General features: G+C 43.2%; 8 protein-coding genes. All 8 read left to right on the forward strand.

Features of this window, described 5'->3' with window-relative positions:
* Positions 1 to 658: 658 nt before the first annotated feature.
* The gene (locus VB836_RS03605; protein ID WP_323218039.1) at positions 659 to 3,967 is read left to right on the forward strand and encodes a choice-of-anchor I family protein; all 3,309 of its coding nucleotides are present in this window, start codon (positions 659 to 661) and stop codon (positions 3,965 to 3,967) included.
* 408 nt (positions 3,968 to 4,375) lie between these two features.
* Positions 4,376 to 7,186, forward strand: coding sequence for a phytase (locus VB836_RS03610; protein ID WP_323218040.1), 2,811 nt, complete (start codon positions 4,376 to 4,378; stop codon positions 7,184 to 7,186).
* A 542-nt stretch (positions 7,187 to 7,728) separates the two neighbouring features.
* Entirely contained in the window at positions 7,729 to 10,035 is a 2,307-nt protein-coding gene (locus VB836_RS03615) for an alkaline phosphatase (protein WP_323218041.1), read from the forward strand.
* A 677-nt stretch (positions 10,036 to 10,712) separates the two neighbouring features.
* Positions 10,713 to 14,735 carry a glycerophosphodiester phosphodiesterase family protein gene (locus tag VB836_RS03620; protein WP_323218042.1) on the forward strand — a complete coding sequence of 1,341 codons (4,023 nt, stop codon included), beginning with the start codon at positions 10,713 to 10,715 and terminating at the stop codon, positions 14,733 to 14,735.
* 265 nt (positions 14,736 to 15,000) lie between these two features.
* Complete coding sequence (gene surE, locus VB836_RS03625; RefSeq protein WP_323218043.1) at positions 15,001 to 18,891, forward strand: 5'/3'-nucleotidase SurE; 3,891 nt, start codon at positions 15,001 to 15,003, stop codon at positions 18,889 to 18,891.
* A gap of 118 nt (positions 18,892 to 19,009) precedes the next feature.
* Positions 19,010 to 20,206 (forward strand): cobalt-precorrin-5B (C(1))-methyltransferase CbiD, encoded by a 1,197-nt coding sequence (gene cbiD, locus VB836_RS03630; protein ID WP_323218044.1) that lies wholly within the window; start codon positions 19,010 to 19,012, stop codon positions 20,204 to 20,206.
* Positions 20,207 to 20,458: 252 nt separating this feature from the next.
* A complete protein-coding gene (gene guaA, locus VB836_RS03635) occupies positions 20,459 to 22,078 on the forward strand; it encodes a glutamine-hydrolyzing GMP synthase (RefSeq protein WP_046281934.1) in 1,620 nt (539 codons plus the stop codon).
* Between the two features lie 516 nt (positions 22,079 to 22,594).
* Positions 22,595 to 22,939: a hypothetical protein gene (locus tag VB836_RS03640; RefSeq protein ID WP_046281933.1), complete on the forward strand. Its 345-nt coding sequence runs from the start codon at positions 22,595 to 22,597 to the stop codon at positions 22,937 to 22,939.
* Positions 22,940 to 23,517 lie beyond the last annotated feature (578 nt).

Raw genomic sequence — 23,517 nt, forward strand, 5'->3', positions numbered from 1 at the left:
CCCTATTCTGTAAAACTCATGTAAAGCTTCTGTAAAAAAATTGAGCTTGATCCGCAAACATAACCCCATCTTAACCTTGAACCTTTAAAGTCTTCGTGTGGTTTCAAAGAATGCTTTCTATTTATTTCTATAGCACTACGCCGACACGGTATTTGACATTGGCAAAAGCGAAAAGTTGAGGCAGTGCGGTGAGGCAGTGGGGTCTTGCCTTTTGCCTTTTGCCTTTTGCCTTTTGCCTTTTGCCTTTTGCCTTTTGCCTAGCGCGTAGCGCTATATACTCCTAATTTCTAGCACAGTCAGGTTTGCCAAAACTAGATCGGCTTTGGAAGCTATAACTTGGAGTAAGATTTGATTGTCTATCAGAAAGTATTTCATTGGCTTGTGATGTATTGCAGGTGCATTATTTACAGTAAATAGTGAACTGTGTAGGGCGGGTTATACGGAGATTGAGGACGGCATAAATGACCTTAATATACTTGTCCTGCTCGTGAAAATTTATAGCAGTTCGCGCTGGTATCTTTACAAGAATCAAGCCTTATTTAACCACAAAGACACAAAGAACACCAAGAAGTTGTAAACACGCTCCTAAATCAATCATTTCTGAACTTCTGAACTTCTTTCCTCCTGAACTCCTGAATATTATCAAATATCTTAACCTATGACTACAAATCAACTCACTGTTTTAGGAACTTACGAAACTAATACTTTTGATGAAGGTGGGGCAACAATTACCGCCTTTGACTCTGATACAAACCGTTTGTTTGTGGTTAATAATGCCAGCAACGTTATCGATATTCTCGATCTTTCTAACCCAACAAACCCCAATAAAATTGGTGAACTCGATATTTCAAATTTTGGTAGCAGTCCGACGGGTGTAGCGGTTAACAATGGTATTGTTGCGGTATCCGTTCGATCTGAGAGTGATATTGAACCGGGTCAAGCTGTTTTTTTTGACACCGAAGGAAGCTTTTTAAACGCTGTTGAAGTTGGGGTTTTACCTGACTCTATCGCCTTTACTCCTGATGGTACAAAAGTCATTACGGCTAACGAAGGGGAACTTAGCGAAGAGGGCGACGCCGAAGGAACAATTAGTGTAATTGATATTTCCAATGGTGTCGAAAATTTAACGCTTTCTACCGCAGATTTTACTGCTTTTAATGGCAAAGAAGAAGAATTGCGCGGTCGGGGTGTTCGTATTTTAGCCGGAAAAACGGCATCGGAAGATTTGGAACCGGAAGCAATTGCAGTTTCTCCTGATAGCCAAACCGCTTTTATTACCCTGCAAGAAAACAACACCGTTGCAGTTGTTGATCTTAATACTGCGACTGTTACAGAATTGCAACCTTTGGGTTTAAAAGATTGGAGTCAAGGCTTACCCGAAGTTACTCAATATCGATGGAATTTAAGTGAAGAAGTCCTGGGAACCACACCCGCCGGACAAGAGATTTTATTAGGGGGAATGTCGGGTTTATTTTTTGAGAAACAAGAAGGTGACACCCTACATTTTATCGCAACTCCTGATCGCGGTCCTAACGGAGAACCCACCGATGTTGATGGCGATGGTTCACCGGAACGTCCCTTTGCATTACCCGACTATCAACCCCGTTTAGTTCGTTTTAGTTTAGATCAATCTACAGGGGAAATCAACCTCAACGAACAAATTTTCTTGACGCGGGAAGTCGATGGCGAACAAGTTCCTTTAACCGGACTTCCTAATATTCAAGCGGGAGAACGTAACACCGCATATACTGACGAAGAACCCGTTGATTTGCTCGGGAACCCCTTAGAAAATGATCCCTTTGGGGCCGATATGGAATCGATAGTTGTCGCCCCAGACGGCACGTTTTGGATGTCTGATGAATACCGTCCAGCGATTTATCATTTCGATCAAAATGGGGAATTAATTGATCGGTTTATTCCTGAAGGAACCGCAGAAGCAGATGGGGTTGAAGAAGGAACATTTGGAACTGAAAGTTTACCCCCTGTTTATGCCCAACGTCGCACAAATCGCGGTTTTGAAGGGATGGCATTAGATACCGACAAGGGTAAACTTTATGCTTGGATTCAAAGTCCGATTGATAATCCCGATGTTGGTAACGATGCCAATTCTCGAAGTTCGCAAGTGCTGAGAATTTTAGAATTTGACCCCACTTCTGGAGAGTCAACGGGAGAATATATTTACTTCCTAGAAGGTTCTCCGGGAGTCGATAAAATTGGCGATGCTGTTTACAAAGGAAATGGCAAATTTCTGGTAGTTGAACGGGATGACGGCATCGATGCAACGGCTGAAAAGTTTGTGTATGAAGTTGACCTAACAGGGGCGACAAATATATTAGGAACTGAACTGTCTGAAGCCACAGATGAGAATGCCTTAGAAGGGAAAACCGCCGATGATTTAGTTGAACTGGGTGTACAAGCAGTTACAAAAACTAAAGTCTTGAATTTGCCTTCTTTGGGTTATGTTGCCGGAGATAAAACCGAAGGATTGGCACTTTTACCGAATGGTTCTTTAGCGGTTATCAATGATAACGACTTTGGTTTATTACCTGAACAAATTGCTGTTGATGGTTCCGTTCCGTTTAATCCCAGTCCCACACAAACGGTCTTAGGAATTGTTGATTTCACGGGGTTTAATCAACTCGATGCCAATGATGAAGATGGGGAAATAAATATTCAAAACTGGCCGACGTTGGGAATTTATCAACCCGATGAAATCAAAGCCTTTGAAGTTGACGGTCAGACCTATTATATTACCGCCAATGAAGGTGATGAACGAGAAGAAAATGTTCGGGTGAGTGATGTTATTCTCGACCCCGTTGCGTTTCCGAATGCGGAAGAATTGCAACAAGATGAAAATCTAGGTCGTTTGAGTATTTCTGGAATTGATGGGGATATTGATGGCGATGGAGATTTTGACCAATTAATCTCGTTTGGCGGACGTTCATTCACAATTTTTGATAGCAAAGGTAATATTGTTTCAGATACAGGCGGTGAATTTGAACAAATTACAGCCGAACAATTCCCCGAATTTTTCAACTCAGATAACACCGAAAATAACTTCGATAACCGCAGCGATAACCGAGGCCCAGAACCGGAAGGAAACGCCATCGGAGAAGTCAACGGACGCCTTTATTCTTTCACCGGATTAGAACGAATTGGCGGTATCATGGTTTATGATATTACCGACCCAACAACTCCCGAATTTGTTCAATATATCAATAACCGTGACTTTAGCGGCGACCCGGAAGCGGGAACCGCAGGAGATTTAGGCCCAGAAGGATTAACGTTTATTTCCGCAGAAGATAGCCCCACCGGACGCCCACTTTTAGTGGTGGCGAATGAAGTTAGCGGAAGTACCACCGTTTATGATTTTGGGTCAGATGCAATTATGGGAAGTTCCGACAATGAAACTTTACTCGGAACTGATAATAATGACCTAATTTTTGGTGAAGCTGGAAATGATTTAATTGCGGGTTTGTTGGGTGATGACATTATTAATGGTGGCTCAGGTGATGATGTCCTGCGAGGGGATTTAAACCGTCGTTCGACCGGCGGAAATATTGGCGGAAATGACACCATTAATGGCGGTTTGGGCGATGACCGAATTGGAGGAAAAGCTGGAAATGACGCCTTATTTGGGGATGATGGCGATGATGAAATTTTCGGTGATGATGGTGATGATTTGCTACGAGGTGGTTTAGGAAATGATTTGTTAACGGGCGATAATTTCTCGGGTGGTCAAGGCGCCGATACCTTTATTTTAGCCATTGGAGAAGGAACCGATACGATTACTGATTTTGAAGTCGGTATTGATGTGATTGGTTTAACTCAAGGCTTAAGTTTTGAACAGTTATCCTTAGAAACTAAAGGACAAAATACCTTGATTAATTTCGGCGATGAAACGTTAGCTATTCTGCAAAAAGTAGACGTTGAAAGTTTAACTTCTGCTGATTTTAGTTTGGTTTAACTAACATTTCTAACCCTCACCAACCTTCGTTCATCCCCCCTAGCCCCCCTTAGAAAGGGGGGGATGGAAAAAGCTTTAACTCCCACCAACTTACCCTTATTACTCCCCTCTCCTTACCCCCCTTTCAAAGGCAGGGCCGTTTCATTCTCGGTTCAAAAATGCGATCGGCAAATCTTAGAAGCCTTTCTCTGTAAAGAAAAGGAGGATTATTTCAACAGTTTTGATATTTTCTGTTTAAATAGAGCCTAAAACTTGCCCCCCATCAAAGGTTTAGCGATCGCAAAATTTTAGAATGAAACAGCCCTGCCTTTCAAAGGGGGGATCAAGGGGGGATAGAGAGGGGTTGGGGGAGAGGTCAAATTCTACCAACAACAAAACGAACTACAAACTATCTACTAGGGTTTCTTTATGCTATCCAACCAAACAACATTAAGCCGCAACACGGTTTCCTCTGTCGAATTTTTGGGCGAAGTTACCTTTCCCACTGGGTTAACTTTTGAAGATACAGAAGTTGGCGGACTTTCGGGTATTGTTTACGACGCAGAAAGTCAAGTATATTACAGTATTTCTGATGACCGTTCCCAAAGGAATCCCGCCCGATTTTATACGCTGGAAATCAACTTAAATGATGGCAGTTTAGACGAAGGCGATATCAGCTTTCAAGACGTTACAACCCTACTCAATGAAAACGGCGAACCCTTCCCCGAATTTAGTTTAGACCCTGAAGGAATTACCCTCACCGAAAACAACAGCTTATTTATTTCTTCCGAAGGCGACGCCAACCGACTCATTAACCCGTTTGTTAACGAATTTTCCCTCGACGGCGAACTTTTAGATACACTCCCCGTCCCCGAAAAATTTCTCCCCACCTCTGACCAAACAAGCGGAATTAGAAACAACTTAGCCTTTGAAAGTTTAACCCTTTCCCCAAACAATCGCTACCTTTACACTGCCACAGAAAACGCTTTATTTCAAGATAGTCCAGCCGCAGATATTGACACCGAAAGTTTGTCTCGGATTATTAAATATGACCTCGAAACAGGTCAACCCGTTCAAGAATTTGTCTATGAAGTTGATGCAATTCCAGAAATTCCTGAACCAGCCGATGCTTTTGCAGATAATGGTTTAGTTGAACTACTTGCCATTGATAATAACGGTTCGCTTCTCGCCCTTGAACGATCTTTTGCAGTTGGAAAAGGCAACAATATTCGCTTGTACGAAGTCAAAACTCAAGGGGCGTTAGATGTTAGCAGTGTTGAGGATTTATTTTGGGATGAAGTTGGAGTTCCCCTTGAAATTGACCCCGCAGTTACCAAAGAATTACTGATTGATTTTGAAGCCGATTTTGGCATAACTCCCGATAACATTGAAGGCATGGCATTCGGCCCCAAACTTCCCGACGGACGCCAAAGTTTAATTGTGGTTAGCGATAACAATTTTAACGATACTCAAGTTACCCAGTTTATCGGTTTAGCCGTAGATTTTGACAGTTTACCCGCCGCCCAACCTGTTCTAGAAACGCCTTACACTGTCGATGAAGAAGGCAATTCAGAAGCTGCTTTAACCGGAGATTCTGACGATCCGGCGATTTGGATTAATCCCGAAAATCCCGAACAAAGCCTAGTTATTGTCACCTTAAAAGATGGCGGTTTGGCGACCTTAGATTTAAACGGGGAAATAGTTGAAGAAATTTTACCCGCACCTTTTGGCGAAATTCGCTATAACAATGTTGACCTGATTTATGATTTTGAACTCGGCGAAGAAACCGTTGATTTAGCCGTCGCCAGCGATCGCGAAAACGATACCCTAGCCATCTGGAAAATTGATCCCGAAACTTTACAGTTAATTGATGTAACTGCGGATAATATTCTCGAAACCATTTTTGGGGTTGATGATGGTGAACAAACCGCCTATGGTTTAGCAACTTATAAAAGTCCTGTTTCTGACAAATCTTACGCCTTTGTAACACAAGCTGACAGCAATCAATTTGCCCAGTTAGAATTAGTTGATAACGGTTCGGGTAAAGTCGATGCTAATCTCGTCCGAACAATTGAATTACCCACACCCACAGGCGACCCAAGCGACTCTCAATCCGAGGCGATTGTTGTCGATCAAGAATTGGGTTTTGTTTATCTGGCGATGGAAAATGAAGTTGGAATTCTCAAGTTCCAAGCCGAACCCGATGCAGGGGATAATTTTGAGGTAATTTATAGCGTCGAAGATGACATTCTCGTACCCGATTTAGAAGGCTTAATTCTCTACTACGGCGACAACGGGAATGGTTATTTAATTGCTTCGAGTCAGGGCGATTCCAGTTACGGTTTGTTTGAACGTTCGGGAAATAACGAATTCCTCGGTCAGTTTATTATTGCGGGAAATGGTGACATCGATCAAATTAATGAAACCGATGGTTTTGATTTAACAAATGTTGCGTTGGGTGAGGCTTTTCCCAATGGATTATTTGTCGTTCACGATGGCGCCAACGACCCCCAATCAGTTGTTCAAGATGAAGAAGAACTAGAAAATAATAGTACCAACTTTAAGTTTGTTCCCTGGGAAAGTGTGGCGAATGCGTTCCCCGAACCTTTAATTATTGATACCAATAGTTTCGACCCCCGCCACCCCAACTCTAGTTTAATTGGCGGAACTTTAGAAGCAGAAACTCTGTTAGGAACCGCAGAAAATGACCTCTTTAACGCGGGTGACGGAAATGATACCGTTGCGGGTGGACTGGGAGATGACCAAATTTACGGAAGTTTTGGGGATGATGTCCTGCGGGGTGACGCAAATACTCGTTCGACCGGCGGTTCCGATGGCGGAAATGATACCATTTTTGGCGGTTTGGGAAATGACCGCATTGGTGGTAAAGGCGGTAACGACCAACTGTTTGGCGGCGCCGATAATGATAACATCTGGGGGGATGATGGCGATGACCTCTTGCGTGGAGGCTTCGGGAATGATACCCTAACGGGGGATAACTTCTCGGGTGGTGCGGGTTCTGATACCTTTGTTTTAGCCGTTGGAGAAGGAACCGATACTATTACTGATTTTGAAGTTGGTATTGATGTCATTGGTTTAACTCAAGGCTTAAGTTTTGACCAGTTATCGTTAGAAACTCAAGCACAAAATACCTTGATTAATTTCGGCGATGAAACGTTAGCTATTCTGCAAAAAGTAGACGTTGAAAGTTTAACTTCTGCTGATTTTAGTTTGGTTTAGCCTTTGTTTATAGGAGTGGTCAGACAGTTCAGTTAATTATTTCATTTTCTTGATTTCCTCCTGACTCCTGACTCCTGACTCCTGACTCCTCTCTTTCTTCTTCTTGATTTCCTCCTGACTCCTGACTCCTGACTCCTGACTCCTCTGTCGTTTATTTATAACTGTTCAACCGGACATGATATGACGCATCCTACAAACTTCTAAAACGCTTATCTAGCTTCAGCATTTGCGTCTAGAGATTCTTGAATAACAGGATAAAATCAGGGCGCAAGTGCTTTCTTTCTGTTTTGAATCGATGAGGAAATAGATCAAAGCTAAAAACTAAATCTTCTGGAATTTAAAATATCAATTTTTATTGATAGGCTTTTAACTGTGTTTAATTGACTTAAACACATTAGTTTTTGATGCTTTCATATCAAAAAAACAAGTTTAAACAATCAATAAACTTTACTTAATCTTGGCGTGAAATCCTAATAGAGAACCACAAGTTTTCTACAAAAAATCTTGTTGTTCGAGTTAATAGAGAGGAGAATATTTCTAACATGGCTAAGAACGTTATTATTATGATCGGCGACGGTATGGGTTGGGAAATGGCCCGTGCTGGCGCGATTGCGAAGACCGGAGAATCTTACACTTCTGGAGTCGGAGAAGGTTTAAGCTTTCAAGAACTCGATGGCTACTCATTTGTTACGACTTACGGGACAACGATTGCCCCGGGTAGCGAAGAACCCGTTCCGGCTAATCGAGTTTTCAACACAAGTAATAGCGCTCTTTATGGTTCAGGTTCCAACCTAACAGGAACAAACCCCCTTCGCCCTGACTTCGTATTTGAGCCAGATTTCAATCCAGGAATTGATGCGAGTGGCGGCGCTGTAAACCCCGGTACTACAGCCATTGGTAACTTAGTCGGTTATGATCCTGAGCGGGGCGGAATTAACCCTTGGACTCCCGGTAACGATCCTGAATATATTAAGTACAGCTATCCTGACTCTGCCAACACCGCAACTACAATTTATACCGGAGTTAAAAGCTACAATAGCGCGATTGGCGTTGATATCTACGAGGAACCCTTAGAATCGATTCTGCAAATTGCTGCTGATTCAGACAAATCTACAGGTTTAGTTGCTTCTGTTCCCATTGATCACGCGACCCCAGGTGCGGCGGCGGCTAACGTCAACCGTCGTAATAAATATGACAGCGAGTTCCCCACGCTTGATAGCATCCTTCAGCAAGAACTCCGCATTTACAAACCCACTGTACTTTTAGGCGGTGGTCATCCCCTCTCCACCCCAGAAGATCCTCTCCCTGGAGAAGTTGAACCACCTTCGGACAATACCTTTATCTTGGAGTCAACTTACAAAGAACTGAGTGAAAACCCCACAGATAACGTTTACGGCTACACGTTCTTAGAGCGTGGAGAGGATGCCGCAGCCGTTTTAGCGGAGACTGCCGCAGAAATTGATCCCAACCAGGGAGAACGGTTACTGGGTCTGTACGGCGCCCGAGGACAAAATGGTAACTTACCCGTTAGTTCGGCTGATGGTGACTACAGCACAACCGGGTTGGATATGTTCTCCCTGTTTAGTTCAGCCCAGGCTGGTAGTCCTAACAATATTACCCCTGGTGTTCCCAACCCAGACACCGAGCGCCCCCTTCTCCCTGGAGAAACCGATGAATCCTTTATTGCTCGGGAAATCAACGAAAACCCCACGCTACAAGATTTAACGGAAGCCGCTTTAGAGGTTCTAGGCAAAGACAAAGATGGTTTCTGGTTAATGGTTGAAGCGGGAGATATTGACTGGTCTGCCCATGATGACAACATGGATAATTTGATCGGTACAATGCTGGACTTTGATAAATCAGTTCAGAGTGTCATGGATTGGATTGAGGAGAATGGGGGATGGGAAGAGAACCTGCTGGTTGTCACTGCTGACCACGACCATTATCTTACCTTAAGCCCCGATTTCCCTGAACTGTTGGCAACTGAAGGTGCTGAAGCTTTAACCTATGAGTTGCATACTCCAGAGGAATCCGGTCAATATTGGGGTTCTGACCCAGAGGTTAAGTATGGCTGGGGTAGTCACACGAACCGTCCCGTACCTGTTTATTATCAAGGCGAGGGTTCTGAGGTACTTGATAGTTTGGTGGGTGAAGGCTACAACAGTTATGGCTTCGAGATTCCTGGTTTGCCTAATCACGTTGATCAGACTCACATCTTCCAGACGATGGCTGCTGCGGTCACAGGAACCGATAATTACATCAACGGTTCTCAAAATGCTGAGACCTTCGTGGGTGAAGCTGGCAATGACTTGATCATCGCTCTGGGTGATAATGATACGGTTGCAGGTTTGGGTGGAGATGATTTAATATACGGCGGCTACGGTAACGATGTTCTACGCGGTGACGAGAACGAACGTTCTCCGGGTGGTTCAGAAGGCGGCGATGACATGATCTATGGCGGTGCAGGTGACGACCGGATTGGCGGTAAAGGCGGTAATGACAAACTTTACGGCGATGATGGCGATGATCAAATTTGGGGCGATGATGGTGATGACCTCTTGCATGGCGGCTTCGGGAATGATACCCTAACAGGCGATGATTTCTCTGGAGGTCAAGGCGCTGATACGTTTGTTTTGGCTTTGGGAGAAGGAACAGACACCATTACGGACTTCGAGTTAGGAATAGATAAGTTGGCTTTAACCGCAGGTTTGACTTTTGAACAGTTGTCAATAACGGCTTCGGGCAGTAACGCTTTAATTTCTGTCGGAGATGAAAGGCTCGCGATTTTAAACGGCGTTGAAGCAGTGGGTTTGATTGAGAATTCGGCTGCAACATTTGCTCAGATTTAATGGGTTTTAGTTTAGCCGAGGATTGTTAGTTCGTAGTTTGTCGGATGGGTCAGATAGTTAAGTTAATGATCTAATTCATTAATTTTTCGCTCTGACTCATCCAAAACTTAAACTTGTGCAATCCTTTGTCTAACTGTATTAACTCATAATTCGTATACTCAATTTTCCCGGTTTCGTCTAGAAGCGGGGGATTTGAGCTGTTTAATTTTATAAATCAAATCAGATTTAGATTATATCATGCTTCTCCAAATAAATTCAAGATAAAAATCATTAATTTTAGTTTTTTTGAGGAGAGTAAATTCATCAGTTTTTTTTCAAAAACTTTAACCCAATTTAATGGTTTCATAATTCTATCTTAAACTTCAAATGGTACCTTAAGGCTTTGAGTCTGATCAAAATATTTGTTCTCAATCAAATTACAGGCTAGTTTTTTTACTGCGATCATGTTCAACAGAAAAGAGACTGTAAAAAGTGTCCGTTTCAATGATTAAAGTAAAAAAAAATTGATAAGTCTGGGTGCAATGACCAACAACCTTAAAACGGATCTCAGTCGAAAATATCGGATGATATTTATACGAAGAAGCAGAGATATTTGTTTCTCATGTTCTTCCTTGTAGGTATCTGTTTCGTTAACGCCTTTACTCAATTCATACGACGCGATTCATCTACCCAAAATTATGGAAAACATCAAACTCGTTGGTTTTGCATCACTTCCGGCTGATACCTTTGCAGAAGGGCCGCCTGCGGGTGGAAATAATGGCAACGGTGAACCTGTTTCTGGAAATGGCAGAACAGGCCCTTTTGATGGGCAACCCGTTCAAGGATTTAGTGGGGTACAATTTGCCCCAGGAAGCGACGGAAATACCTTCTGGTTTCTCTCAGATAACGGTTTTGGGAATATAGCAAATAGTTCCGATTATTTACTGCGTCTCTATCAAGTTGATCCGAATTTTGTGGGAACAGAAAACGGCGATGCGAGTGTAGAGGTTCAGGGTTTTGTACAACTATCTGACCCTAACAATTTAGTTCCCTTTGAAATTATCAACGCAGGAACAGAAGACCGTTTCTTAACCGGAACAGACTTTGATATTGAGTCCATTGTTGTCGAAGGAGATAGCATTTGGATAGGCGATGAATTCGGCCCCTATCTGTTAGAATTTAACTTAGATGGAGAACTCCAACAAGCACCCATTGCGACTCCCAATATTCCCACCCTCAACACCTTAAACGGACAAGAACCCATCGTTATCGGACATCGGGGTGCCAGTGGAGAGCGTCCTGAACACACATTAGAAGCTTATAAATTAGCCATTGAACAGGGTGCTGATTTTATCGAACCGGACTTAGTTTCAACTAAAGATGGTGTATTAGTTGCGCGTCACGAAAACGAAATTTCCGGTACAACTGATGTTTCCGAACGTCCAGAATTTGCCGATCGTTTTGCCACTAAAATCATCGATGGTCAGGAAATTAGCGGTTGGTTTACTGAAGATTTTACCCTCGAAGAACTCAAAACCCTCAACGCTAAAGAACGCATTCCTGAACTACGCGGAACTGACTTTGATAATGATGGGTTAAAAGTTCCCACATTGGCGGAAGTGATCGACTTAGTTAAACAAGTTGAAGCCGAAACCGGGAAGCAAATTGGCATTTATCCTGAAACCAAACATCCGACTTATTTCGACAGTATTGATCTTTCCCTCGAAGAACCGTTAATCAACACATTAGTTGAGAACGAATTTACCGATCCAAACCGGATTTTTATTCAGTCTTTTGAAGTCGGTAATCTTCAAGACCTGCACAATACCATTATGCCAGAAGCGGGAGTTGATATTCCCTTAGTCCAGTTAATTGGTGGCGGTGGTGCGCCCTATGACTTCATTGAAAATGGCGACGGGCGCACTTATTCTGATTTAATTACCCCCGAAGGTTTGGCGGAAATTGCCACTTATGCTGATGGAATTGGACCTTCTAAACGGCGCATTATTCCGGCGGTAACTGTTGATAATGACGCCAATGGTGAACCCGATGATCTCGATGGAGATGGACAAATTACCGATGCCGATCGCGTACTCGGTGAAGCCACTTCTTTAATTGATGAAGCCCATGATGCGGGTTTGTTAGTTCATCCCTATACTTTACGCAATGAAAGCGTCTTTTTAGCCTCTGATTATAACGGAAATCCCGAGGTTGAATACGAACAATTCATTCAATTAGGTGCCGATGGTTTCTTTACAGATTTCCCATTAACAGGTGATCAAGTTCGCGATCAAATTGTTGGGGAAAATGTGCGGGCGCCGCAAAATGCTGATTTACAATTTAATAGTTTATCGGGTGAAGCACCTTTAGTTATCGCCCACCGAGGCGCGAGTGGAGATCGTCCCGAACACACTTTAGAAGCCTACAAACGGGCGATCGCACAAGGCGCAGATTTTATTGAACCGGATTTAGTTCCGACGAAAGACGGCGTGTTAATTGCCCGTCACGAGAATGCTTTAGCAACGGTTCAACTCGATGAAAATGGTAACATTGTTCTCGATGAAAATGGCAATCCCATTATTACTTCAGAAACAACAAATGTTGCCGAATTAGAACAGTTTGCTGATCGTTTAACGGTTAAAGAAATTGATGGAGATCTCTATGGCGGTTGGTTCTCCGAAGACTTTACGTTAGCCGAAATTAAGCAATTAAAAGCACGAGAACGCATTCCAGGTGTTCGTCCTGAGAATACCGAATTTAACGATCAATTTGAAGTTCCCACGCTGTCAGAAGTGATCGACTTGGTAAAACAAGTTGAAGCCGAAACCGGGAAAACGATTGGCATTTATCCCGAAACAAAACACCCAACGTTCTTTGAAAAAGAGGGAACGTTCTTAGATGGAACTCCCATCAATATTGATACCTCTGAAATTCTGGTAGACACGTTAGTTGAGAACGAATTTACCGATCCGAGTCGGATTTTTATTCAATCTTTTGAGATTGAAAACCTACTCGAACTCCAAACCGAATTTTTACCGGAAGCGGGAATTGATATTCCCTTAGTTCAGCTTTTAGGTGACTTTACCTTATCCGAAGGAAGCTTCTCTTTCCCCTACGATGTTGTCTACAACTTTGGCGAAGGAAACGTTAATGCGACTCCCGAAGTTTATGCCGATTTCCCCATAGAATTTTCCGCAGAAACCGACTACGGAAAGTTAGCTAATCCCGAAGTAATTGACTACATTGGTTCGGCTTACGCGGAAGGTTTGGGACCCTGGAAAAATAGCTTCATTTTGCGCGAAAGTATTGCTGAACCTGTTGATGGAAATGGTGATGGAAATGCACAAATTACCTCTCAATTAACTGGAGAAATTCTCCCGTTAGTAGACTGGGCGCATGATGCGGGAATGCAGGTTCATCCCTACACCTTGCGAATTGAAGAAAACTTCTTAACGTTGAACCCAGATGGTACTCCTCAAACCTTAGAAGATGAAGTTCGTCAACTAACTGAAATTGGTGTGGATGGGTTCTTTATTGACAACCCCGTTGTCGGACGAATTGTGGTGGATCAAGAGATTGAACTGCCCAATTTAAGCACCTCTCGCGGCTTTGAAGGGATGGCGTATAGTCCTGATTTAACCACATTATATCCTCTGTTAGAAGGCTCTGTAACAGGCGATCCAGAGAACGCTTTACGCATCTATGAATTCGATGTTGAATCTTCATCTTATACGGGTTTAGTGGGTTTCTATCCTACCGATGTTCCGGGTCATGCGATTGGTGATTTTACCCCCATTAATGAAACTGAGTTTCTCGTGATTGAACGGGATAATAATCAAGGAGAAGCCGCAGCATTCAAGAAGATCTTCAAGATAGATATTTCTCAAGTCGATGACAACGGCTTTGTTGAAAAAGAAGAACTCGTTGATCTGTTGAATATTGCTGACCCAGATGACCTCAATGGTGATGGTGAAACGACCTTTAGTTTCCCGTTTGTCACCATTGAAGATGTGTTAGTTCTTGATGAGAAAACAATTCTGGTTGCTAACGACAATAACTATCCCTTTTCTGTGGGTCGTGGGCCAGATATTGACAACAATGAAATCATCCAACTCGAACTTGATGAACCGCTTAATCTTGATCCGCGTTTAGGAGTTCCTTCTACTACGGTTGAACCCACTGATGGAGACGATATTTTAGCAGGTTCAGCGAATAGTGATATTATTGCAGGTCTTCTCGGTAATGATGTCATTAACGGAGGTGACGGTGATGATATTCTGCGAGGGGATTTAAACAGTCGTTCTCCCGGTGGTTCTATTGGTGGAAATGATACCATTTCTGGCGGTTTGGGTAACGATCAAATTGGCGGAAAAGGCGGAAATGATCTGCTATTTGGTGATGAAGGAGATGATTTAATTTGGGGCGATGATGGCGATGATATCATTCGTGGAGGTCTAGGAAATGACACCTTAACAGGGGATGATTTCTCTGGTGGTCAAGGTTCCGATACATTCATTTTAGCTGTGGGTGAAGGAACCGATACCATTGTTGATTTTGAACTGGGAATAGATGTCATTGCTTTAGCCAATTTAACGTTTACTGACCTTAATTTAACCTCCGAAAATGGCAATACTTTAATCACATTTGGCGATGAAGTTTTAGCCCGGGTTGGAGGTGTTGACGTTAGCAGTTTCACCCAAGATTCATTCACTTCCGTTTAATTAATTCTCCCCATTAACAATTAATTCCCCCTCGCTTTCTAGGAGAGGGGGCTAGGGGGAGAGGTCAAACCCTCCCTTTTTAAGGGGGGATTAAGGGCAGCAGGGGGGATTGGAGAGGGGGTTAGAGGGAGAGGTCAAACCCTCGCCTTAATTAATTCTCCCAATTAATAACTAATTCCCCCTCGCCTTCTAGGAGAGGGGGCTAGGGGGAGAGGTCAAAACTTTTGCGGCGATTTTTTCTAGTTTAAAGGACGTTAATTCAAAAATGACTACAACTTATAATTCTTCTTTTCCCAACGGCGTTGCAAGTGGGGATGTAACGCAGAATTCTGCGGTTTTATGGACAAGAAGTGCAATTTCAGGAGATGTTACCTTTGAGTATTCAACCGATCCAAATTTTAATGCGATCGCTGGAACTTTAACAACAACCGTCACTGATTCCACAATTCCGGTTAAAGTAGAACTGACAGACTTAACGCCAGGAACTCAATACTATTATCGCGTTACAAATAGCGTTGGAGAAACCCTAGAAGGCGATTTTCCAACCTCAGCAGAAGCGGGAGTTTATGCAGGTTTAAACTTTGGGGTTTCAGGAGATTGGCGAGGCGAATTAGCACCTTATCCCGCTATTAATAATGTCGCCGAACAAGACTTAGATTTCTTCGTTGAACATGGGGATACAATTTACGCAGATATTGGTTCTCCCGCCGTGTTGAACCCTGATGGAAGTCGCAAAGAACAAGTTGAAACCTTAGACGAATATCGCGCTAAACATAATGAGGTTTATTCTGAACGTTTTGGGTTGAATACTTGGGCTGATTTACGCGCGGCTACCCCAATTTTAGCAACTATTGATGATCACGAAGTTACGAATGATTTTGCGGGAGGTGCGCCGGCGAGTTCCGATGAACGTTTTCCTGAAACTGTAGGCTTAATTAACGATACCCAACTGTTCGAGAATGGCTTACAAACCTTTCAAGAATATAACCCCCTGCGTGATGATTTCTACCCGCAAAGTAGCGATGAACGCACCGACGGAGAACGCAAACTTTACCGTTATAACACCTATGGAAATGATGCGGCGGTGATGGTTTTAGATACGCGATCTTTTCGGGATGAAGCAATAGAACCACCTGCTGATTTTACCAATCCTGAAGAAGTCGCACGGGTTCTCGCAGAAACTTTAACTCAGGATATCACACTATTAGGTGAGGTACAATTATCGGATTTAAAACAGGATTTACTCGCCGCAGATGAAGCGGGAATGACCTGGAAGTTTGTCATGGTTCCCGAACCCATTCAAAATATTTTTCCGGGTATCAATACCGATGCGTTTGAAGGCTACGGAAAAGAACGGACTGAGATTTTAAAATTTATCACCGAAAATGACATTGATAATGTTGTTTTTGTGGCGGCGGACGTTCACACAACGTTTGTTAATAATGTGACCTATCAAGAAGTTCCCTTTGGCGAACAAATTCCCACAAATGTCTTTGAAATTACCACAGGTGCAGTAGCGTTTGATGCACCAACCGGGGAATTCTTAGGCAATCTATTTGTTGGTGGAAATCCTGAGTTAGAAGCCTTTTACAATTCCCTTCCCATTGCACCCGATACGGATGATGAAATCAATGATAAAGATGATTTTGTCAAGCAAGCAGTAAACAATCAACTGTTAACCCCGTTAGGGTTTGATCCGTTAGGTTTGGATAATAATTTACCCCAAGCAGAAGGATTAATTGATGCGGAATTAATCCAAGGGGATTATTTTGTCGGACATACCTATGGTTGGACGCAGTTTGATATTAACCCTGAAACCCAACAATTAACCGTTACAACCTACGGAATTGAAGCTTACAGCGAAGATGAACTCTTAGCCAATACAGAGACAATTCTCAGCCGCGAACCTCAAATTGTTAGCCAGTTTGTTGTTAATCCTGAACTTCCTAAACCCTTAGATATTTTACTCGTTAATGATGATGGGTATCAAGCAGAAGGGATTAATATTCTGTATGATCAACTCACCGCAGCCGGATATAATGTGACGTTAGTTGCACCGAAAGAACAACAAAGCGGAACCGGAACATTTATTAACGTTGACCAAATTTTCCAACCCACAGAAGTTGTTAATTTTGAACCCAATAAATGGTATGTTGATGCAAGTCCCACTGTTACAACTTGGGCAGGTTTAGATTATATTCTCGCTGAAAATGAACCAGATTTAGTCATTTCTGGTATCAACGAAGGAGAAAACGTTGGGTCGAATGTGGCGATTTCTTCGGGAACAGTCAGTGCGGCTTCGGCTGCAATTCAACGGGGAATTCCTGCCATTGCGGTTAGTGCGGGTGTGGGTTCCGATGAAACAGAATTAAATCAAGCTTACAATATTGGGGCAGAATTTATCGTTGATTTAGTTAAACAGCTTGAGAATTCTTCTCCCGATCTTCTTCCCGAAGGTGCAGGATTAAATGTGAATATTCCCGCAAATTTTGCCGAGGGCGTTGAGGGAATTCAAGGAGTGGCTTTTACCCAGTTAGATGAAGTTGGAACCATTGATTTTAGCTTCGGTGAACTTCCCGAAAATTTTGGCGGAGGTGTTGGGTTTAAAGTCGATTTTGCCGATAAAATTACACCTGATGAGATTACTAATTCTCAGTCAGAAGGCGAACGGTTTCTTTCGGGATTTATTACCGTTACTCCCATTGATGGAGATTGGACGGCTGGCGAATTGGTGCGTCAAAATTTGTCTGAACGCTTGGAAAATGCACCGGAAGATGCAACTGCAACTCCTCTCGATATTCTGATTACCAATGATGACGGTTTTGATGCAGAAGGAATAACAGTTCTCTATGAAAATTTAACCGCAGCAGGTCATAATGTCACCTTAGTTGCACCCAAAGAACAACAAAGCGGAACCGGAACATTAATTAACGTTGACAAAATTTTCCAACCTGCTGAAATTGTTAATTTTGCACCCAATCAATGGTATGTTGATGGCAGTCCCCGAGTCACAACTTGGGCGGGATTAGATTACATTTTGGATGAAAAACCTGATTTAGTTATTTCAGGGATTAATGAAGGGGAAAATATCGGCCCTGGCGGTGCAGTTTCTTCGGGAACGGTGAGTGCAGCCGTAACGGGTTTATTGCGGGATGTTCCTGCAATTGCAATTAGTGCGGGGATTGATTTTGTTGATGAAACCAAGACCAGCGAAGCCTATGAAATTGGGGCGGATTACGTTGTAGATTTGATCGCCCAACTGCAAGCAACCCAAGGGGAAGATACAACTATTTTACCCGAAGATATTGGTTTAAATATCAATATTCCGGTTCGTTTCCCCGCAGGAGTTGAAGAAATTCAAGGCGTAAAATTCACCGCATCCGATGATATTTCACCTTTTGATATTCGCTTCGGCGAACTTCCAGAAGGCGGTGCAGGGTTGCAATTTTTCCCGACAGAATTACCCTCAGATGTGGAAATTGATCCCTTATCTGAAGGCGGACAATTCCTATCAGGATTTATCACCGTTACCCCGCTTAATGGGGACTGGAATGCACCGGAATCAATTAGTCAAGACGTTCGAGAATTAATTTCTCCTCTCCTTTCAAGTGTTGAACCGACTGATGGGGATGATGTTTTAATTGGTTCTCCAGAAAATGATATTATTGCAGGTCTTATCGGTAACGATTTGATTTATGGCGGTGACGGCGATGATATTCTTAGAGGTGATTTAAACAGTCGTTCGACCGGTGCTTCTATTGGTGGAAATGATACGATTTCTGGCGGTTTAGGAAATGATCAAATTGGTGGAAAATCCGGAAATGATCAACTGTTTGGTTCGGATGGTGATGATTTAATTTGGGGCGATGATGGCGATGATTTGATGAGCGGTGGTTTAGGAAATGACACCTTAACAGGGGATGATTTCTCTGGTGGTGAAGGAACAGACACCTTCGTTTTAGCTGTGGGTGAAGGAACTGATACCATTGTTGATTTTGAAGTCGGAATTGATGTCATTGCTTTAGCCAATTTAACGTTTACTGACCTCAGTTTAACGTCCGAAAATGGCAATACTTTAATCACTTTTGGCGATGAAACGTTAGCCATTCTAGAGGGGGTTGAGGTGCTTTCTGAATCGGCATTCTCAATCGTTTAATACCCGGAATAAATAAAACCCCGGTTTCTCAAAGAGGCCGGGTTTTTTGATGTCATATTTTTATCTCTCCTTTAAACTGTTAAAATATACAATATGAATGAACACCAAACTTGAATTAATGACCTCTTCTCAACCGCGATCTGGATATACTTTACCTGTGTTTGCTTGTGCTGCCGCTCTTGCCGCATTAAAACATATACATGAAAGCAATCAATCTCTAAATACTGTTGAACTTGATTTAATTGAACCGCCCCAAACGGTTGAAATTCCGATTGAACAAGTTGCAACTCTCAAACCTAATACCGCCTTAGCCATCACTCGTTCTGATCCGGGAGATAATTTAGATTTAACCCGCAATACTCCGATTTGGGCGATGGTTGAATTTATCGAAAATGCTGTTAAAACTCCCTCAGAATCCTCTAATATTATCTCACCAACCGACGAACAAATTACTTTAATCGGAGGTGAAGGAATTGGTTATGATAAAAACAGTGGGAATGCCGCAATTTATAGCTATGCTAAACGGTTATTTAAAGAAAACTTAGAACGACAACTCAAACCCACAGACAGAATACAAATTACCATCATCTTACCCGTTGGTCGTCAACTGGCAAAACGAACCTCAAACGAAGCCTTTGGAATTGTAGAAGGCTTATCCCTATTAGGCACAACAGGCATCTCCCAGCCCCTCAGTTCACCGGGACAATTAGAAGCCTATTGCCAGGAGTTAGAACAACTTGCTACTCAGTATAAATCCCTCGTTTTTTGTATTGGAGAAAATGGTTTAGATCTCGCCCAACAACTCGGAGTTCCACCCGAACAAACCATTAAAACCGCTAATTGGTTAGGGCCAATGTTAGCCGCAGCCGGACTCGCTGGAATCGAATCTATTCTATTATTTGGCTATCATGGAAAATTAATCAAGTTAGCTGGGGGAATCTTTCACACCCATCATCATCTCGCCGATGGACGCCTAGAAATCTTAACCGCTCACTGTGCTAACTTAGGCTTACCAACCGAAAAATTACAGACTATTTTCCACTGTGAAACCGCCGAAGCGGCATTAAACTTCCTGCAAAGCCTTGATCAGAGTTCCGCCTTACAAAATTTTAGCTGGGTAGAGCAAGTTTATGGATCGATCGCATCGACCATAGACCAAAAATCAGAAGCATATATCCGCGATCGCATACAGCGTCAGGTGATGGTGGGTTCCGTACTCTTTGATCGCAAGCGCAAAATAGTCATAAAAAGTGCAGCAGGCGATACACTTTTAGCGAAAATTTGCTATTCTAGTCAAAATAATCACTCGCTCTAATCAGTCGGAAAACCGAGTTTTTGCTTAAGCTGGAATCACAGCCGAAAAGATTCTGGGGTTCGGTTCTCCAAACCCCGATGAAACAGCAACTCGTAACTTAGCTTCTGGGACTTCCCAGACAACGGTTTTGATCTGTTCCTCGCTCAGTAGGTAACAGAAAGCACCCTCTCTATTTGCTGAAATAGGCGGACATAGAGAGGGTCTGGTTATAGTTATCCAAGTTCTTATTTATTCACCACTCTCAACGTCGATATGGCTCCCCAGACCGAGACACTAACTCAACCCCAATCGAACAACCCTACTGTTGGGGAAGTAAACCGACAAATGATCGTAATCCTTGATTTCGGTTCTCAATATTCAGAGCTAATTGCTCGCCGCATTCGAGAAACAGAAGTCTATTCCGAAGTCATCTCCTATCGCACCACCGCCGAACAACTCGCTACCTTAAACCCCCAAGGTATTATACTATCTGGCGGCCCTAATTCGGTCTACGATCAAGGTGCGCCCCATTGCGATCCCGAGATCTGGAACCTGGGTATTCCCATTTTGGGCGTCTGTTATGGGATGCAATTGATGGTACAACAGCTTGGCGGCCAAGTCGAACGCGCTCAACGCGCCGAATACGGGAAAGCCTCTCTGTTTATTGACGATCCTACTGATTTACTCACCAACGTCGAAAATGGCTCAACCATGTGGATGAGTCACGCCGACTCCTGTACTCAGTTACCCACTAGCTTTGAAATTCTCGCCCATACAGAGAATACACCCTGTGCGGCGATCGCAGAACACGAACGGAAACTCTACGGAGTCCAGTTTCATCCCGAAGTTGTTCACTCCGTTGGCGGTTTAGCCCTCATTCGGAATTTCGTCTATCACATTTGCCACTGTCAACCCACTTGGACAACCGAAGCCTTTGTCGAAGAAGCCATTCGGGAAGTTCGCGCCAAAGTCGGCGATAAACGGGTATTACTAGCGCTTTCTGGTGGGGTTGACTCCTCAACTTTAGCGTTTTTGATGCACCGTGCTATTGGTGATAATCTCACCTGTATGTTTATTGATCAAGGGTTCATGCGGAAATACGAACCCGAACGCCTGGTTAAACTCTTTGAAGAACAGTTCCACATTCCCGTACAATACGTTAACGCCCGCGAACGGTTTCTCACCAAACTTCAAGGCGTGACAGACCCCGAAGAAAAACGTAAAATTATCGGTCACGAATTTATCGAAGTCTTTGAAGAAGAATCAAGCCGACTCGGGCCATTTGATTATCTTGCTCAAGGAACCCTTTATCCCGATGTGATCGAGTCCGCCGATACAAATGTTGATCCGCAAACCGGGGAACGAGTCGCCGTTAAGATCAAGAGTCATCATAACGTTGGCGGTTTACCCAAAGATTTACGCTTTAAACTGATTGAACCCCTGCGGAAACTGTTTAAAGATGAAGTTCGCAAAGTCGGACGTTCCATTGGTTTACCCGAAGAAATTGTGCGCCGTCATCCTTTCCCTGGCCCCGGATTGGCCATTCGGATTATCGGTGAAGTCACGCCTGAACGTCTGCGAATTTTGCGAGATGCTGATTTTGTCGTTCGAGATGAAATCAATAAGCAAGGAATTTACCACGATTTTTGGCAAGCTTTTGCTGTGTTACTTCCGGTTCGCAGTGTTGGCGTCATGGGAGATCAACGCACCTACGCTCATCCAGTGGTTCTACGGTTTGTCTCCAGTGAAGATGGGATGACAGCCGACTGGTCACGGGTTCCCTATGATTTATTAGAAATCATCTCAAACCGCATGGTAAATGAGGTAGAAGGGGTTAACCGGGTCGTTTATGATATTACCTCTAAGCCGCCTGGAACCATCGAATGGGAATAAAAACCCAGACGAAATAGACGCTGTAGGGGCGGGTTTTTACAGTGAACAGTGAACAGTGACCAGTGACCAGTGACCAGTGAACAGTGAACAGTGAACAGTGACCAGTAACCAGTGAACAGATAATATTGAGAACTGTGTAACTGTAAACTGTAAAAGCTGGTAACAGATAACTGATAACTGTAAACTGTAAAAGCTGGTCACTGTATAACTGATAACTGTAAACTGTAAAAACCTGCCCCCTCTAGGCAACAGCCTTTCAGTCACCCGTTAACAATGAACTGTTTTTTCCCTTTTGGATGATTGTCTGTTGCCTTTTCCCTCTAATTTTTAGACTAATATCCGCTTTCCGCAAAACGTTAAGAAAAATTCAGAGAGAGCTTAAGAACAGGTTATACTTTGTGGAAAATCTCAAAAAGTTTGTGGAAAAGTGGAAAAGTTTTGTGGAAAACTTAAGTCGAGTCAGGAGAATCAATGACTAAATGACTGACTAATTCGTGATCAAGCATTGAAAATTCTATGGATTATAAAACAGCCCGTAACTTCCTGATTACTCAAGGAAAAGCCCTAGAAACCCAAAAAAACCCCGATGCTTTTCTGCTCCGCCTCAAGCAGGGCTTGCCACCAATACCCGGTCAACTCACGTCTATTTTGTTAGCGTTGAAAATAGTCTTTGATGGGGCTAAAGACAGTTCTACCCTAGAACGAGAATTGGTTTCTGCTTTGTATCAGTTGGCTCTAGAAAGCCACCTCCTGTTTGAAGAAGGTCGTAGTCGGGGCATCGAATGGCCGCCGTTGTTGAAAGAAGATATCAAACGAGTGCGTTTGGCGGTAGGGAGTATTTTTTCAAGCCAGTGGCTTTAAAAAACGGGTGGTTGATTTAGGCTATTTGTTTAGAGACTTGACATCCTCCCCCGTCAAACGCTACGCGCTATGACTGGAGATTCCTAACTTCACAGTCAAGATTTCCTGCTTTCTAGACACTTGACTAGACAAAGTTTCCTTCGCCCCCGTCAGCCCGTCTCCACAGGCATTTTCTTTAATGTCCACGATCTGCCCGACCGCAGACAGTGCTTCGGCAAGCCCAGCAACACCTCGATTTCTGACAACTTCAGCACTTACCAAAAATTGCCGCACACGCCTCTGCCTTTTAGGTATGGGGATATAAGGCTCTTTCTAATGCTATAATAACTCTACTGGCAGGGTATTCAACCAGTTGAAAAACCCAGCATCTAATCGATGCAATGAACCTTGAAAACTTAAGGTATGGGGTTCTTGCCAGGAATGCTTTGGCCATATAAAACCTTAAAGCACCAAGTACAGAGAATCAAGCATTTTTTTCTCAAGTACGGTAGGGCATACCGAAACTATCTCTGAAATGAGATGAACGACTGGGGAGACTCACCCCTCTGGAGTAGGTTAGGAAACTAGCTTGCTGTAAG

Source organism: Limnoraphis robusta BA-68 BA1 (assembly GCF_034932365.1).
Classification (GTDB): domain Bacteria; phylum Cyanobacteriota; class Cyanobacteriia; order Cyanobacteriales; family Microcoleaceae; genus Capilliphycus; species Capilliphycus robustus.